This is a genomic window from Pseudonocardia sp. TMWB2A (assembly GCF_017312135.1).
Genome location: NZ_QKQY01000002.1, coordinates 5,944,848 through 5,959,298 on the forward strand (window position 1 = coordinate 5,944,848; position 14,451 = coordinate 5,959,298).

The 14,451-nt window shown below is 74.1% G+C and carries 12 protein-coding genes and 1 pseudogene; 2 read left to right on the forward strand and 11 right to left on the reverse strand.

Annotated elements, in window-relative coordinates; translation table 11 throughout:
- Positions 1-39: 39 nt before the first annotated feature.
- From DMP17_RS42260 to DMP17_RS42295, 8 genes and pseudogenes are all read right to left on the reverse strand, one after another.
- Positions 40-1,644: pseudogene (locus DMP17_RS42260) on the reverse strand (solute symporter family protein); the annotation flags it as partial.
- A complete protein-coding gene (locus DMP17_RS42265) occupies positions 1,641-1,982 on the reverse strand; it encodes a DUF485 domain-containing protein (RefSeq protein WP_337832449.1) in 342 nt (113 codons plus the stop codon). The gene DMP17_RS42265 and the pseudogene DMP17_RS42260, both read right to left, overlap by 4 nt.
- Before the next feature lie 178 nt (positions 1,983-2,160).
- The gene (locus DMP17_RS42270; RefSeq protein WP_337832450.1) at positions 2,161-3,447 is read right to left on the reverse strand and encodes a thymidine phosphorylase; all 1,287 of its coding nucleotides are present in this window, start codon (positions 3,445-3,447) and stop codon (positions 2,161-2,163) included.
- On the reverse strand, positions 3,444-3,845 hold the full coding sequence (locus tag DMP17_RS42275; protein ID WP_062403743.1) for a cytidine deaminase: 402 nt from the start codon (positions 3,843-3,845) through the stop codon (positions 3,444-3,446). Before DMP17_RS42275 ends, DMP17_RS42270 begins: the two co-directional genes overlap by 4 nt.
- 39 nt (positions 3,846-3,884) lie before the next feature.
- Positions 3,885-5,120, reverse strand: coding sequence for an ABC transporter permease (locus DMP17_RS42280; RefSeq protein ID WP_226349902.1), 1,236 nt, complete (start codon positions 5,118-5,120; stop codon positions 3,885-3,887).
- A complete protein-coding gene (locus tag DMP17_RS42285; protein ID WP_062397669.1) occupies positions 5,117-6,196 on the reverse strand; it encodes an ABC transporter permease in 1,080 nt (359 codons plus the stop codon). Before DMP17_RS42285 ends, DMP17_RS42280 begins: the two co-directional genes overlap by 4 nt.
- A complete protein-coding gene (locus DMP17_RS42290; RefSeq protein WP_337832451.1) occupies positions 6,193-7,704 on the reverse strand; it encodes an ABC transporter ATP-binding protein in 1,512 nt (503 codons plus the stop codon). Before DMP17_RS42290 ends, DMP17_RS42285 begins: the two co-directional genes overlap by 4 nt.
- A complete protein-coding gene (locus tag DMP17_RS42295) occupies positions 7,701-8,849 on the reverse strand; it encodes a BMP family lipoprotein (protein WP_226367586.1) in 1,149 nt (382 codons plus the stop codon). The genes DMP17_RS42290 and DMP17_RS42295 overlap by 4 nt, the downstream gene beginning before the upstream one ends.
- 194 nt (positions 8,850-9,043) lie before the next feature.
- Here DMP17_RS42295 and DMP17_RS42300 point away from each other — a divergent pair, with 194 nt between their 5' ends.
- On the forward strand, positions 9,044-9,493 hold the full coding sequence (locus DMP17_RS42300) for an SRPBCC family protein (protein ID WP_337832452.1): 450 nt from the start codon (positions 9,044-9,046) through the stop codon (positions 9,491-9,493).
- Positions 9,494-9,566: 73 nt separating this feature from the next.
- A complete protein-coding gene (locus tag DMP17_RS42305; RefSeq protein ID WP_337832453.1) occupies positions 9,567-10,883 on the forward strand; it encodes a D-alanyl-D-alanine carboxypeptidase family protein in 1,317 nt (438 codons plus the stop codon).
- 507 nt (positions 10,884-11,390) lie between these two features.
- Here DMP17_RS42305 and yhjD read toward each other — a convergent pair.
- Genes yhjD through DMP17_RS42320 form a run of 3 tightly spaced genes read right to left on the reverse strand, consistent with a single transcriptional unit; the run spans position 11,391 to position 14,440 of the window.
- Positions 11,391-12,455 (reverse strand): inner membrane protein YhjD, encoded by a 1,065-nt coding sequence (yhjD, locus tag DMP17_RS42310; protein ID WP_337832454.1) that lies wholly within the window; start codon positions 12,453-12,455, stop codon positions 11,391-11,393.
- A gap of 43 nt (positions 12,456-12,498) precedes the next feature.
- Positions 12,499-13,512, reverse strand: coding sequence for a tryptophan--tRNA ligase (gene trpS / locus DMP17_RS42315; RefSeq protein WP_337832455.1), 1,014 nt, complete (start codon positions 13,510-13,512; stop codon positions 12,499-12,501).
- Between the two features lie 25 nt (positions 13,513-13,537).
- Complete coding sequence (locus tag DMP17_RS42320) at positions 13,538-14,440, reverse strand: winged helix-turn-helix transcriptional regulator (protein WP_226367590.1); 903 nt, start codon at positions 14,438-14,440, stop codon at positions 13,538-13,540.
- Positions 14,441-14,451 lie beyond the last annotated feature (11 nt).

Consider the following 14,451-nt stretch of genomic DNA (forward strand, 5'->3'; position numbering starts at 1 on the left):
GCTGTGGCCGGCGGGGAGCGGCGCCGGCGGGTCCTCGGGAACCGCACGCTGCAGTCCTGCCCCGGTCAGCGCCCGGACCGACATCTGCGCGTGCCCGGCGGCGTCGGGGCGTTCGCGGCCCAGCACCGAGCCGAGGTAGCCGAGCAGGAAGCCCGCCGGGACCGACACCAGGCCCGGGTTCGCCAGCGGGAACCACGCGAAGTCGAGGTCGGGCAGCATCGCCGTCGGCGCACCGGACACCGCGGGCGAGAACACGATGAGCGTCAGCGTGACGGTGAGGCCGCCGTACATGCTCCACAGGGCACCGGTCGTGGTGAACCCCTTCCAGAACAGCGAGTACAGCAGCGTCGGCAGGTTCGCCGAGGCGGCCATCGCGAAGGTCAGCGCGGCCAGGAACGCGATGTTCTGGCCGTTGGCCAGGATTCCCCCGGCGATGCCGACGAGCCCGATGACGACGGTGGTCAGCCGGGCGACCCGGACCTCCTCGGCCGCGGTGGCCTGGCCGCGGCGCAGCAGCTGGGCGTACACGTCGTGGGCGAACGCGGCCGCGGCGGTGATCATCAGACCGGCGACGACCGCGAGGATCGTCGCGAAGGCCACCGCCGAGACCAGCGCCAGCATCACCGGCCCGCCGATCTGCAGTGCCAGCAGCGGCGCCGCCGAGTTCACCCCGCCGGGCGCGGCGAGGATCGCCTCCGGCCCGACCAGCGCGGTGGCGCCGTACCCGAGCGCCAGCACCAGCAGGAAGAACGCGCCGATCAGCCAGATCGCCCACACGACCGACTTCCGGGCCTGCCGGGCGTCGGGGACGGTGTAGAAGCGCATGAGGATGTGCGGCAGCCCGGCCACACCGAGGACACCGCCGACGGCCAGTGACAGCAGGTCGAGGTTGGCCGTCAGGCCACCGCCGTACAGCAGCCCCGGGGACAGGACCGCCTCGCCGCGCGGGTGGTTCGCGACGGCCGCGGTCAGCAGCGCGGGCAGGCTCAGACCGGTCGTGCCGAGCACGAAGGCGGCCATGATCATCCCGGTCGCCAGCAGCAGGACCGCCTTCACGATCTGGATCCAGGTCGCGCCGCTCATCCCGCCGATCAGCACGTACCCGACGACCACGGCCCCGACCCCGGCGATCACCGCGGACTGCCCGGCACGGTCGGTGATGTTGAGCAGCAGCGCGAGCAGGCCGCCCGCGCCCGCGAGCTGACCGAGCAGGTAGAGCGTGGAGATCGCCACCGCCGAGGTCGCGGCGGCCGCGCGCACCGGGCGCTGCCGCAACCGGTAGCTGAGGACGTCGGCCATCGTGTAGCGACCGGTGTTGCGCAGCATCTCGGCGACGAAGAACAGCGCCACCAGCCAGGCGACGAAGGCGACGACGGCGTAGAGGAACCCGTCGGGACCGGCGACGGCGACCGCGCCGACGATGCCGAGGAACGTCGCGGCCGACAGGAAGTCCCCGGACAGGGCCAGGCCGTTCTCCGGACCGGTGAAGCCGCTGCCCGCGGTGTAGTAGTCCCGGGCCGCCGACGAGCGCCGCCGTACCCGCAGCACCAGGACGAAGGCCAGGAGGATGAACGACGAGAACACCAGGATGTTGAGCAGCGGGTCCCCGGGGGCCGGGGACGCGGCCGCGACGGCGGCGGTCACCGGTGGCCCCGCTCGAGACGCTCACGGATCTCGTCGGCGAGCGGGTCGAGCCGGCGGCCTGCGTACCGGACGTACAGCGCGGTGATCGCGAACGTCGAGACGAACTGCCCGATGGCCAGCACCAGCACCAGCGTGAGGTCGCCGAGCACCCGGGTGCCGAGCAGCCCGGGCGCCCAGGCGCTGAGCCCCACGAACAGGAACAGCCAGCCCAGGAAGCCCGCGGTCGCCGGCAGCACGAAGCGCAGCAGGCGCGCGCGGAGCTCGCGGAAGTCCTCGCTCGCCTCGGCCGCGGTCCAGACGTCGGGGCCCACCGTCACCCCCGCGCGGTCCGGTGACACGGGGACGTGGCTGGGGGACGGCATCGTCGCCGGCGAACGGTTCACACTGTGCGTAACGGACGGATACACCGAGAGTTACGTTTCGTCGCGAATGCGACACGCGGACGCAGGAAGATCCGTCACGTCCCGTCGGGCACCTGCCGCCGTTCGGGCCGCGCGCTGCCCCGGCCGGGGGCGGTCAGCCGCCCCGGCGGACGTCGAGGACGAGGTCCCGCTCGGGCGGCGGGTCCGCGGTGATCAGCAGCGCCGCCCCGGCGAGCAGCCGCCGGGCCGCGGGGAGCCGGTCGGCGTCGTCGGTGTGCAGCTCGGCCAGCGGCGCACCGGCGCGGACCTCGTCGCCCGGGCCGGCCAGCAGCCGGACCCCGGCCCCGGCCTGCACCGGGTCCTCCTTGCGGGCGCGCCCGGCTCCGAGCTTCCAGGCCGCGGTACCGACGGCGAGCGCGTCGGCCCCGGCGAAGATCCCGGACCGCTCGGCGACGACCGTCTCGACGTGCGTGGCCACCGGCAGCGGCGCGGACGGGTCCCCGCCCTGCGCGGCGATCATCCGCTCCCACACGTCGTACGCGGCACCGGAGGCGAGCACCGCGGCCGGGTCGGCGTCGGGGAGACCGGCGAGGGCGAGCATCTCCGTGGCCAGCGCGACGGTGAGCGACACCAGGTCGGCCGGTCCCCCGCCACGCAGCACCTCGACCGACTCGGCGACCTCCAGGGCGTTGCCGACGCAGCGGCCCAGCGGGCGGGACATGTCGGTGAGCAGCGCGGTGGTCGGGAGGCCGTGGGCGGCGCCGATCGCGGTCATCGCGTCGGCGAGCTCCCCGGCGCGCGGCAGGGTCTTCATGAACGCGCCGGACCCGACCTTCACGTCGAGGACCAGCCCGCCGGTGCCCTCGGCGAGCTTCTTGCTCATGATCGAGCTGGCGATCAGCGGGACGGACTCGACGGTGCCGGTGACGTCGCGCAGCGCGTAGAGCCGCTTGTCGGCGGGGGCGAGCGTGGGCGTCGTCGCGCAGACGACCGCGCCGACCTCGCGCAGCTGCGCGGTGATCTCCTCGGTGGTCAGCGAGGCGCGCCAGCCGGGGATGGCCTCCAGCTTGTCCAGGGTGCCGCCGGTGTGGCCGAGCCCGCGCCCGGACAGCTGCGGCACCGCCGCCCCGCAGGCCGCGACGAGCGGCGCCAGCGGCAGCGTGATCTTGTCCCCGACGCCGCCGGTGGAGTGCTTGTCGACCAGCGGGCGTCCGACGTCGCCGAAGTCGAGGACCTCGCCGGAGTCGATCATCGCCTGGGTCCAGTGCGCGATCTCGCCGGGCTCCATGCCGTTGAGCAGGATCGCCATGGCCAGCGCGGCCATCTGCTCGTCGGCGACCTCGCCGCGGGTGTAGGCGTCGACCACCCAGTCGATCTGGGCCTTCGACAGCGTGCGGCAGTCGCGCTTGGCCGCGATGACCTCGACCGCGGAGAAGCTCACGGGAGGTCCTCCGGGCCGAACGCGTCGGGCAGCACCTCGGTGAACGGCAGCACCCCGCGCGGGGTGTCGCAGAGCAGGGCGGCGCCGCCGAACTCGTGGAGCACCTGGCGGCAGCGTCCGCACGGCATGAGCAGGTCGCCGTCGCCGGAGCGGCAGGCGACCGCGAGCAGCCGTCCGCCGCCGGAGAGGCGCAGCTGGCCGGCGAGGGTCACCTCGGCGCAGACGCCGAGGCCGTAGGAGGCGTTCTCGACGTTGCAGCCGGTGACCACCCGCCCGTCGTCGACGAGTGCGGCCGCGCCGACGTGCAGCCGGGAGTACGGCGCGTACGCCCAGGCCGCGGCCTGCACCGCGGCGGCCCGCAGGGCGTCCCAGTCCGGGACGGGTGCGTCGGGCCGCATCATGTCCGCGCCCGCTCCGGACGGTCCCCCGCCTGCCATCTAGCGTCCCTCCCCGCGCCGGTACGGCTCGCCGAGCCGGGCCGGTGGTCGTAGTCGTTGCGAGGCCGCCGCGAGCACGATCAGCGTGACCAGCTGCGGGGCGTAGGAGGCGAACTCGCTGGGCACGGTGTCGACCGACCAGTAGACCGCGTACACCAGCAGCCCCGCGACGAGCGCGACGGCGGCGGCGGTCCACATCCGGCGGATCGCCCACAGCACCGCGACGACGACCGCGACCAGCGTCGCGCCGTAGAGCAGCGCGTGCACCGCCTCACCGCCGGCGCGCAGCTGCAGGCCGTCGACGTAGCCGAACAGCGCCGAGCCGACGAGCAGCCCGGCGGGCCGCCAGTTGCCGAAGATCATCGCGGCGAGGCCGATGTACCCGCGGCCGCCGACCTGGTTCTCCAGGTAGCCGAGCTGGCCGGGGTTGAGCACCAGGGCCGCGCCGCCGAGCCCGGCGAGCGCGCCGGAGATCGTGACCGCGACGTACTTGTGCAGCACCACGTTCACGCCGAGCGACTCCGCCGCGACCGGCGACTCGCCCGCGCTGCGCAGCCGCAGCCCGAACGCCGTCCGCCACAGCACGAGGTAGCTCACCGGGACCAGCGCGACCCCGATGACCAGGATCGGCGTCAGGCCGGTGACCAGCCCGGACAGCAGCCCGGCGAGGTCGGAGACGAACACCCGTTGCTGGGCCTCCAGCGCCGCGAGGCCCTCGGAGACCCCGGGGATCGAGAATTCGGTGAAGCCCTCCAGCCGCGGGGACTGGCGCGGGTTCTGCGAGACCGGGGTGAACACCAGCGTCGCCAGGTACTTCGTCAGCCCCGTCCCGAGCAGGGTGATCGCGACGCCGGAGACGATGTGGTTGACGTTGAACGTCACCGTCGCGACGGCGTGCAGCAGCCCGCCGAGCGCGCCGAACACCAGCCCGCCGAGCATCGCCGCCCACGGCCCCCACTGGTAGCCGGCCCAGGCCGCGCCCCAGGTGCCGAGCACCATCATGCCCTCGAGGCCGATGTTGATGATCCCGGCGCGTTCGGCCCAGAGGCCGCCCAGGCCGGCGAGCAGGATCGGCAGCCCCAGCCGCACCGCGGCGGACGCGGTGCCGCCGGAGGTCAGCTGGGTCTGGCCGGTCAGCGTCACCGTGACCGACAGGACGGCGACGAGCGCGGCTGCGATCAGCGCCGACCGGGCCCAGCCGGGCAGGGTCCGCGCACGGTCCAGCACCGCGGTCACGACGACACCTCCGCGGGTTGCGGTGCGGGGGCCGCCGCGGCGACCCGCCGTTGCTCGGCCCGGCGCTCGACCCGGCGGACGACCTCGTAGGCGACGACCACGGACAGCACGATCAGGCCCTGCATGATCAGCACGATCTCCCGCGGGATGCCGACGACGTCGAGCGCCACCGCGGACTTGTCCAGGAACGCCCACAGCAGCGCGCCCAGCGCGATGCCGACGGGGTGGTTGCGGCCCAGCAGCGCGATCGCGATGCCGGTGAAGCCGTAGCCCTGCGGCGAGGACAGCGTGTAGGCGTGGTCGCGCCCGAGCAGCTCGGGCAGCCCGACCAGCCCGGCGACCGCACCGGAGAGCAGCAGCGCGACGACGATCGTGCGGCGCGCGTTCACCCCGCCGGTCGCGGCGGCCGTCGCCGACTCGCCGGAGGCGCGCAGCTCGAAGCCGAACCGAGTGCGTCCGAGCAGGAACCAGTAGCCGATGCCCAGCGCGGCCGCGACGAACACCATCCCGAAGATCGCGCCGTTGCCGACCGGGATCCCGGGGAACCAGCCCGACTCGGGGATCGGCGGGGTGGTGATGTTGTTGCCGCGCAGCTCGCCGAAGGTCTCGGCGCGGATCAGGTAGGCGATCAGCCCGGTGGCGATCGCGTTCAGCATGATCGTCGAGATGACCTCGGAGACGCCGCGGTAGGCCTTGAGCAGCGCCGGGATCGCGACCCAGGCCGCGCCGGTCAGCAGCGCCACCACCATGATCAGCACGGTGTGCAGGACCGGCGGGAGCGCCACCGTCCCGCCGACGATCGCGGCGACGCAGGCGGCGACCCGGAACTGGCCCTCGACACCGATGTTGAACAGCCGCATCTGGAAGCCGATCGCGACGGCCAGCGCGGCGAGGTAGTAGACGGCGGCGGAGTTCACGGTGTCCACGACGACCGTGCCCGACCCGACCTGCGCGAGGATCGTGGTGACCGCCGTCCACGGCGACGCCCCGCTGATCACCAGCGCGACCCCGCAGAGCAGGGCGGCGACCGCGATCGCCAGGACGGGCGCGACGACGGCGCCCCGCAGCCGGCTCACGTGGCGGCTCCGGTCATCTTGGTACCCAGCTCCTCGGGGGTCACGGTCGCGGGATCGGCGGTGCCGACCAGCCGCCCGCCGGAGATGACGGCGAGGGTGTCGGACAGGCCGATCAGCTCGTCGAGGTCGGCCGAGACCAGCAGCACCGCGAGCCCGGCGGCGCGGGCGCGGCGCAGCTCGGCCCAGATGCCGGCCTGCGCGCCGACGTCGACGCCGCGGGTCGGATGGGCCGCGATGAGCAGCACCGGGTCGCCGGACAGCTCCCGCCCGACGACGAGCTTCTGCTGGTTGCCGCCGGACAGCGCGGCGGCCATGACGTCGATGCCGGGGGTGCGGACGTCGAAGTCGCGCACGATCCGCTCGGTGTCGGTGCGCGCGGCGGCGGTGTCCAGCAGCCCGTGCCGGGCGATCGGCGGCCGGGACTGGAACCCGAGGATCCGGTTCGCCCACAGCGGCTGCTCGCCGAGCAGGGCGTGGCGGGACCGGTCCTCGGGGACGTAGCCGATGCCGGCCTCGCGGCGGGCCATCGTCGACGTCGCCGAGATGTCGGTGCCGTTCAACAGCACCCGGCCACGGGCGTGCCTGCGCATCCCCATGACCGTCTCGACGAGCTCGGTCTGGCCGTTGCCCTCGACGCCGGCGATGCCCAGCACCTCACCGGCGTGCACGACGAGGTCGACGCCGTCGAGCAGGTCGCGGCCGCCGTCCGGGCTCGCCAGCCCGAGACCCTCGACGCGCAGCACCTCGCGGTCGGTCACGGTCGACTCGCGGGTCTCCGGCGAGGGCAGCTCCGAGCCGACCATCATCTCCGCCAGCTCGCGGTTGGTGACGGTCCGCGGGTCCGCGGTGCCGACCGTGCGGCCGCGGCGGATCACGGTGATCCGGTCGGCGACGGCGCGGACCTCATCGAGCTTGTGCGAGATGAACAGGAACGTGTAGCCGTCGCCCTGCATCGTGCGCACGGTCGCGAACAGCTCGTCGACCTCCTGCGGGACCAGCACCGCGGTCGGCTCGTCGAGGATCACCGTGCGGGCGCCGCGGTAGAGCACCTTGAGGATCTCGATGCGCTGCCGGTCGGCGACGCCGAGGTGCTCGACGAGCGCGTCCTGCCGGGCGGCGAGCCCGACGGTCGCGGACAGCTCGGTGATCCGCGCCCGGGCCGCCTTCCCGATGCCGTGCAGGCGCTCGGCGCCGAGCAGCACGTTCTCCGCGACCGTCAGGTTGTCGGCCAGCATGAAGTGCTGGTGGACCATCCCGATCCCCGCGGCGATGGCGTCGGCGGGGCTGCGGAAGTGCGTGTCCGCCCCGTCGACGACGATCGTGCCCTCGTCGGGCGTCTGCATCCCGTAGAGGATCTTCATCAGGGTCGACTTGCCGGCCCCGTTCTCGCCGCAGAGGGCGTGGACCTCACCGTGGGTGACGGTGAGGTCCACGCCGTCGTTCGCGACGACGCCAGGGAACCGCTTGGTGATCCCGCGCAGTTCGACCGCGTGGCGCTCGTCGGTCACTTCGTGGACTTGACGTCGATCTGTCCGGCGATGATCGCGGCCTTGTACGCCTCGAGCTGCGGGACGATGTCGTCGACCTGGCCACCGGAGGTGGAGTAGCCGACACCGTTGTTGGCGAGGTCGAACCGCGCCGGGAGCTTCGCGACGGTGTTGCCCGCGACCGCGTTGATGTACTCGTAGACCGCCACGTCGACCCGCTTGATCATCGACGTCATGATCGTGTCGCGGACCTGGGTCAGCTGCGGCGAGTTGTACTGGTCGGAGTCGACGCCGATGGCCTTCTTCTGCGCGGTCTGCGCGGCCGCGAAGACACCCTGGTTCGACTGGCCCGCCGCGGCGAAGGCGATGTCGGCGCCGCCGTCGTACTGGCCGGACGCGATCTCGGTGGCGCGGGTGGCGTCGTTGAAGCCGGTGAAGTCGCCGGCCGGGGAGATGTAGGCCGACTCGACGTCGATCTGCGGCGCGACGGCCTTGGCGCCCTGCTCGTAGCCGGCGTCGAACTTCTGGATCAGCGGGTTGTCGACGCCGCCGATGAACCCGACCTTGCAGGTCGAGGTCTTCAGCGCGGCCGCGGCGCCGACCAGGAACGAGCCCTGCTCCTCGGCGAAGACCAGCGGCTTGACGTTGGGCAGGTCGACCGTGTCGTCGTCGACGATGGCGAACTGGATGTTCGGGAACTCGGTCGCGACGGTCTTCACGCCGGTGGCGTAGTTGAAGCCGACCGCGACGATCGGGTTGAACCCGCCCTGGGCGAGCTGGCGCAGGCGGTTGGTGCCCGCGTCCTCGCTCTCCCCCGCCTGGGCGGTCGCCTCGCGTGTGTTGGCCTTCTGCAGCCCCAGCTCGGCGACGGCGCGGTCGAGGCCGGCGGCCGCCGCGTCGTTGAACGAGGCGTCGCCACGGCCGCCGATGTCGTAGGCCAGCCCGACCTTGAGCCGGCTCGCGTCCGCCTTCGGGGCCTCCGGCGCCGGCTGGGCCGACGCGGCCGGGACCGACGGCGGCGCGACGCGCTCGCACTCCCCGGCCTGGGCGCCGCCGCCCCCGCCGGTGTCGCGGGCACAGCCCGCGAGCGTGAGTGCCGCCGCGGCCACGAGCGCGATCGCGGTCGCGTACCGGCCCCTGCCTCCGATGCGCTGGTTGATCCGCACGAGGTGACCTCCCCCTCCGGCGCCACCGCTCGGCGGCGCGTGTCCGGACGGGACGGTAACCGCTGGACAACGGTTTTGGCAGAAGTCGAAACAGGGCCGTGACGCGGAATCGTCGAGCGGTTGACGGACGGTACCGTCCGCGCACCCGGACGATCTTGTACCGGGAGGTGACGGCAGTCGTCGGAGGAGGATCGATGGATCGCGCGGAACGTACGGTGCAGGCCCCACCGGAGCGGGTGTGGGAGCTGGTCTCGGACATCACCCGGGCCGGTGAGTGGAGCCCGGAGGCCACCGGGGGACGGTGGCGCGGCGACGCGACCGGGCCCGCCGTCGGCGCGAGGTTCACCGGCGGCAACCGGCACGGCCGGATCCGCTGGTCGACGCACTGCCGGGTCACCGAGTGCGAGCCGGCCCACCGGTTCACCTTCGTCGTGACCGAGTCGCGCACCGCCTGGGGCTGGATCCTGGAGCCGGCCGGCGACGGGGCGACGACCGTCGTCGCCTGGCGGGAGAAGACCGGCGAGGCGGCGCTGCCGGTACGGCTGCTGCAGCGCAGCGGGATCCTGGGCCGGGACCGCGAGACCCTGATGCGCGACGGGCTGGAGCGCAGCCTGGACCGGGTCAAGGAGATCGTCGAGCGCTGACCGTGCCGCGGTCCGTGGTGCCGGGCCCGGAGCGGGCGGCCCGTTCCGCCGGGCGGTGGGTCATGCTGCAACGGTGACGACCCCCGCCGGCCAGGGCTCCCCGCGCCGACCCGCCGCCCGGCTGCTCGTTCCCGTCGTCGTGGCGCTCGCGCTGGCCGGGGCGGCGGGTACCGCTCCGGTCGCCTCCGCCGCTCCGGCCTCCTCCGCGGCTCCGGTCGCGGTCGCCGCGGGGTGCCCGGGGCAGGAGGTCCCGCCCGGCCCGCCCGCGCGGGAGGAGACGGTGCCGGTCGCCCCGCTGCCGGTGCCGTCGCCACCGGTCGGCGGGCTCGGCGGCTGCGGTGACACCCACGCCGGGCCGGTGCCGCCCCCGCCGGTCGGGGTCGCGTCGTACGTCGTCGCCGACCTCGACTCGGGTGCGGTCCTCGCCGCCCGGGCCCCGCACGCGCGGCAGCGTCCGGCGTCGACGATCAAGCTGTTGCTCGCGCTGGTCGTCGACGAGCGGCTGCCGATGGACCGGGTGGTCGTGGGCACCGCCGAGGACGCGAACGTCGACGGCAGCCGCGCCGGGATCGGTCCCGGCGGGCGCTACACGGTCGACCAGCTGCTGCACGGGCTGCTGCTGTCCTCGGGCAACGACGCCGCGAACGCCCTGGCCCGCGAGCTCGGCGGGGTCCCCGCGACGCTGGCCGCCATGCGCGACGAGGCCCACCGCCTCGGTGCCCTGGACACCCGCCCCGCGACGCCCGCCGGCCTCGACGGCCCGGGGATGTCCGCCTCGGCCTACGACCTGGGCCTGCTGCTGCGCGCCGCACTGGAGCGCCCGCGGATCGCGGCCGCGCTGACCACCCGGAGCATCCCGTTCCCCGGGTTCGCCGACAAGCCCGGCTTCCTGCTCGGCAACGACGACCGGCTCCTCGGCGCCCCCGGCTTCCTCGGCGGCAAGAACGGGTTCACCGACGCCGCCCGGCACACCTTCGTCGGCGCGATGGAGCGCGACGGGCGACGGCTGGTCGTCGCCATCGTGCGCGGCGAGCCCCGGCCGGTGCTGATGGTCGACCAGGCCCGCGCCCTGCTGGACTGGGGCTTCGGCGCCCCGGCCACCGGGATCGGGACGCTGGTCGAGCCGGGCACCACCGGGTTCGCCGACGGCTCGGACACGCCCCCCGGCGCCGCGGCCCCCGCCGGCGGGGCAGGCGGCGCGGACAACGCAGGCGGCGCGGCGTCCGGAGGCGCGGACGGGGCGACGGGGAGCACCGACGGGGCGACGGCGACCGGCACCCCGGATCCCGCGGGTGCTCCGCCGGTCCCCGCCGCGGTGCTGGTCGGCGGGGTCGCCGCGCTCGCCGGCGTCGGGGCGCTGGTGGCCGCGCGGCTGCGCCGGCGTCGTTGACCTGCGGCAGACGCCCGGGACCGTCCCGGCGCCCCGCACCCCGGAACTCTCCTCCCGCGGAATCGTCCACCGGGCGAACGAGTCGTCGGGAACCTCTCCCGGGACCCTGCCGAGTCGGCGCCGGCTCGCCCCGGTGCTCGAGGGCGGGGGTGCACCCTTCTGCGAATCCGCTTACCGGGTAAGCGAACTCGCCGGGATCACGTCCCTGGAGCTCGGGTCCGCGGGTCCGTTCACCGGGCGAAGGAGTTCGTCGGGGCCTGTACCGGGAGAACCGGCCGGGACGGCACCGGCTCACCCCCGCGCCCGCAGGCCGGGCCACACCCTCCTGCGAATTCGCTTACCGGGTAAGCGAACTCGCCGGGATCAGGTCCTTCGAGATCGGGGCGGGGCGGCGTCGCGGGCACCCCGGTGACCACGAGCCGCCGGCACCTCGCCGCAGCGCAGCCGCCCCGGACCGCGCGAACACCTGTCCGAACGCGTACGCCGGGGACCGGACGGCGATCCGGGTCAGCGCCGCCGGCGTCCCAGGGCCCGCAGGCCGAGTGCTCCGCCGATCAGACCCGCGGTGACCAGGCCCGCCGACGCGAGCGCGCCCGGGCCGTCCCGGACGACGTACTGCGGCCGGATGATCGCCGGGGCGGGCAGGTCGCGGTAGCCCAGGTCGTTCTCCTCGGCGCTGGCGGCCCAGGCCGTCACGAACAGCAGGAACCGCGAGGTGAAGAAGATGAAGACCAGCAGACCGAGGATCGAGCCGAACGCCGCACCGGCCGCGGAGTTCGTGACCGAGCCGAGGTAGATCACCATCACCCGCTGCAGGATCGCGAACCCGACCGCGCCGATCAGCGCGGCCTTGGCCGCGCTGCGCAGGGACACGGGCTCGCGCGGCAGCCGGGCGATCACCCAGAGGAACACCAGCCAGTTCCCGGCGAGCACGAGCAGGAACGAGGCGATGCTCAGCAGGACGCGTGCCCACGTGGCGTCGCCGAGGCCGACCAGGTCGAGCAGGAACCTCCCGGCCGCGCCGCCGATCGAGGAGATCGCGAACGACAGCACCAGGGCCAGCCCGAGCCCGACCAGGGCGAGCAGGTCGAACGCCAGTCGCTTGATCATCGGTGGGGCCTCGTCCCGCTGGCCCCACTGCTCGGTCAGTGCCTCGCGCAGGTTGCTCATCCAGCCGATGCCCGAGTACAGCGCGCCGACCAGACCGATCAGACCGATCGCCCCGGCCCGGTCGATCGCGGTCTGCACGATCCCGCCGAGCAGTTCGCCGATCTGGCCCGGCGCGGCCGACTGGATCGCCTGGCGCAGGGAGTCGAGAAGCTCCGGGTTGCCGCGCAGCACGAACCCGGCCGCCGCGAACCCGACCATCAGCAGCGGCACCAGCGCCAGGATGGAGAAGTAGGTGATCGCCGCGGCGTAGTGGTCGCCGTGGTTCTCGGTGTAGCGCTCCCCCGCCCGGACCAGGTGGTCCAGCCACGGATGCTTCTCCCGCTGGCGGTCGAGGAAGGTCTCCGTCTCCTCCTCGTCGGTCTCCAGCCGGTGCGCGATCGTGGCGGCGCGGTTCTCGGCCATCATTCCCCCGGTTCGGTGGTACTCCCCGCCCCGGGCGCGCGGCTCAGGCGGGCGGGAGGAACCCGATCCTCTCGTGAACCGCCGCCAGTGTCGCGCCGGAGACCTCACGCGCACGGGTGGCACCGCGCGCGAGCACCCGGTCGAGCTCGGCCGGGTCGGCCAGGTAGCCGTTCACCTTCTCCGCGAACGGCTCCGCGAACGCGGCGACGATCTCGCCCAGGTCCTTCTTCAGGTCGCCGTAGCCGCGGCCGACGTACTCGGCCTCGACCTCGACGACCTTCCGGTCGGTCATCGCCGCGTTGATGGTGAGCAGGTTCGCGATGCCCGGCTTGTCCTCCGGGTCGAAGCGGATCTCGCGCTCGTTGTCGGTCACCGCGGAGCGGATCTTCTTGGCCGAGGTCCGCGGCGGGTCGAGGAGCTCCACGATCCCGCTGGGCGACGACGCCGACTTGCTCATCTTCGCCGTCGGGTCCTGCAGGTCGTAGATCTTCGCCGTGGCCTGCGGGATGTGCGGCTCGGGCACCCGGAACGTCTCGCCGAAGCGGTGGTTGAACCGCTGCGCGAGGTTGCGGGTCAGCTCCAGGTGCTGGCGCTGGTCCTCGCCGACCGGGACGCGGTCGGCCTGGTAGAGCAGGATGTCCGCGGCCTGCAGGATCGGGTACGTGAACAGCCCGACCGTCGCCCGGTCGGTGCCCTGCTTGGCGGACTTGTCCTTGAACTGGGTCATCCGGCCGGCCTCGCCGAAGCCGGTGATGCACTCCAGGATCCAGGACAGCCGCGCGTGCTCCGGGACGTGCGACTGCACGAACAGCGTGCAGCGGTCCGGGTCGAGCCCCAGCCCGAGCAGCTGCGCGGCCGCGACCCGGGTACGCCGGGCCAGCTCGGCCGGGTCGTGCTCCACCGTGATCGCGTGCAGGTCCACGACGCAGTAGAACGCCTCGTGGTCGTCCTGCAGGGCCACCCACTGCCGCAGCGCACCCAGGTAGTTGCCGAGGTGGAACGAGTCGGCCGTGGGCTGGATCCCGGACAGCACGCGGGGACGGTGGGCGTCGTTCATGCCCGCCATCGTTCCCTACCGTCCGTCATCTCGGGCGCACCGGGGACACCGAGTCCCGGGCGAACGCCCGCCCGCACTGCTCGCAGTCCAGCCGCACGCAGAGCGGCTGCCCGCAGGCCCGGTGGCGGATCGTGAGGTCGATCGGGGCGCCGTCCCCGCCGCACCAGCGGTGCGACCACTCGACCAGGCAGGCGTGGATCGGGAAGCTGGCCCGCCCCTTGTCGGTGAGGCGGTACTCGCCGTCGCCGCTGCGGCTGAGCACCCCGAGCGCGACGAAGCGGCGCAGCCGGTCCGACAGCACCTCCGGGGAGATCCCCAGCTCGTGGGCGAAGCAGTTGAACGCCCGGATCCCGGCGAGCGCGGCGCCGAGGACGGTGGCACCCCACCGGTCGCCGATGATCTCCATCGCACCGGGCAGGAACGAGAGCGGGTCGACGGGCAGCGTGCCGCGGGTACGCCGCGGGTGCCTGCGGGCCAGCAGGTCCAGCCCCGGCGCCCCGGGCTCGCGCTCGACCTCGGTGTCCCGCGGACCGACCGCGCCGCCGCAGGCCGCGCAGCACACCCGCACCCGGGTGGGGCGGCCGCAGTCGCGGTGCACGATCTCGGGGAGCGGGACCTCCCGCGGGACCCAGGTCTTCTCCCAGTCCCAGGTGCAGATCAGCAGCTTCCAGATGTCGCCACCGCGCTCGGTGAGGGCGTAGCCGCGGCGCTCGCGGCCACCGTCGGCGTAGCTGCGGGGCTCGAGCAGACCCGCGTCGACGAGCCCGCGCAGCCGCGCCGACAACGTCGCGTCGGAGATGTTGAGGGTCTCCCGCCACCCCGCGTACCGGCTGACGCCGAGGAACGCGCGCTGCAGGATCAGCAGCGTCCAGGTGTCGGCGAGCAGGCCGAGACCGCGCCCGACGGCGCCCAGCTCCTGCGGCCGCACCCGCTCGCCTC

Excerpts from the sequence above, each read along its gene's own strand:
- DMP17_RS42275 (WP_062403743.1), bottom strand. The coding sequence starts at position 3,845 with ATGCGGCCCGACGCACCCGTCCCGGACTGGGACGCCCTGCGGGCCGCC.
- trpS (WP_337832455.1), bottom strand. The coding sequence starts at position 13,512 with ATGAACGACGCCCACCGTCCCCGCGTGCTGTCCGGGATCCAGCCCACG.
- yhjD (WP_337832454.1), bottom strand. The coding sequence starts at position 12,455 with ATGGCCGAGAACCGCGCCGCCACGATCGCGCACCGGCTGGAGACCGAC.
- DMP17_RS42300 (WP_337832452.1), top strand. The coding sequence starts at position 9,044 with ATGGATCGCGCGGAACGTACGGTGCAGGCCCCACCGGAGCGGGTGTGG.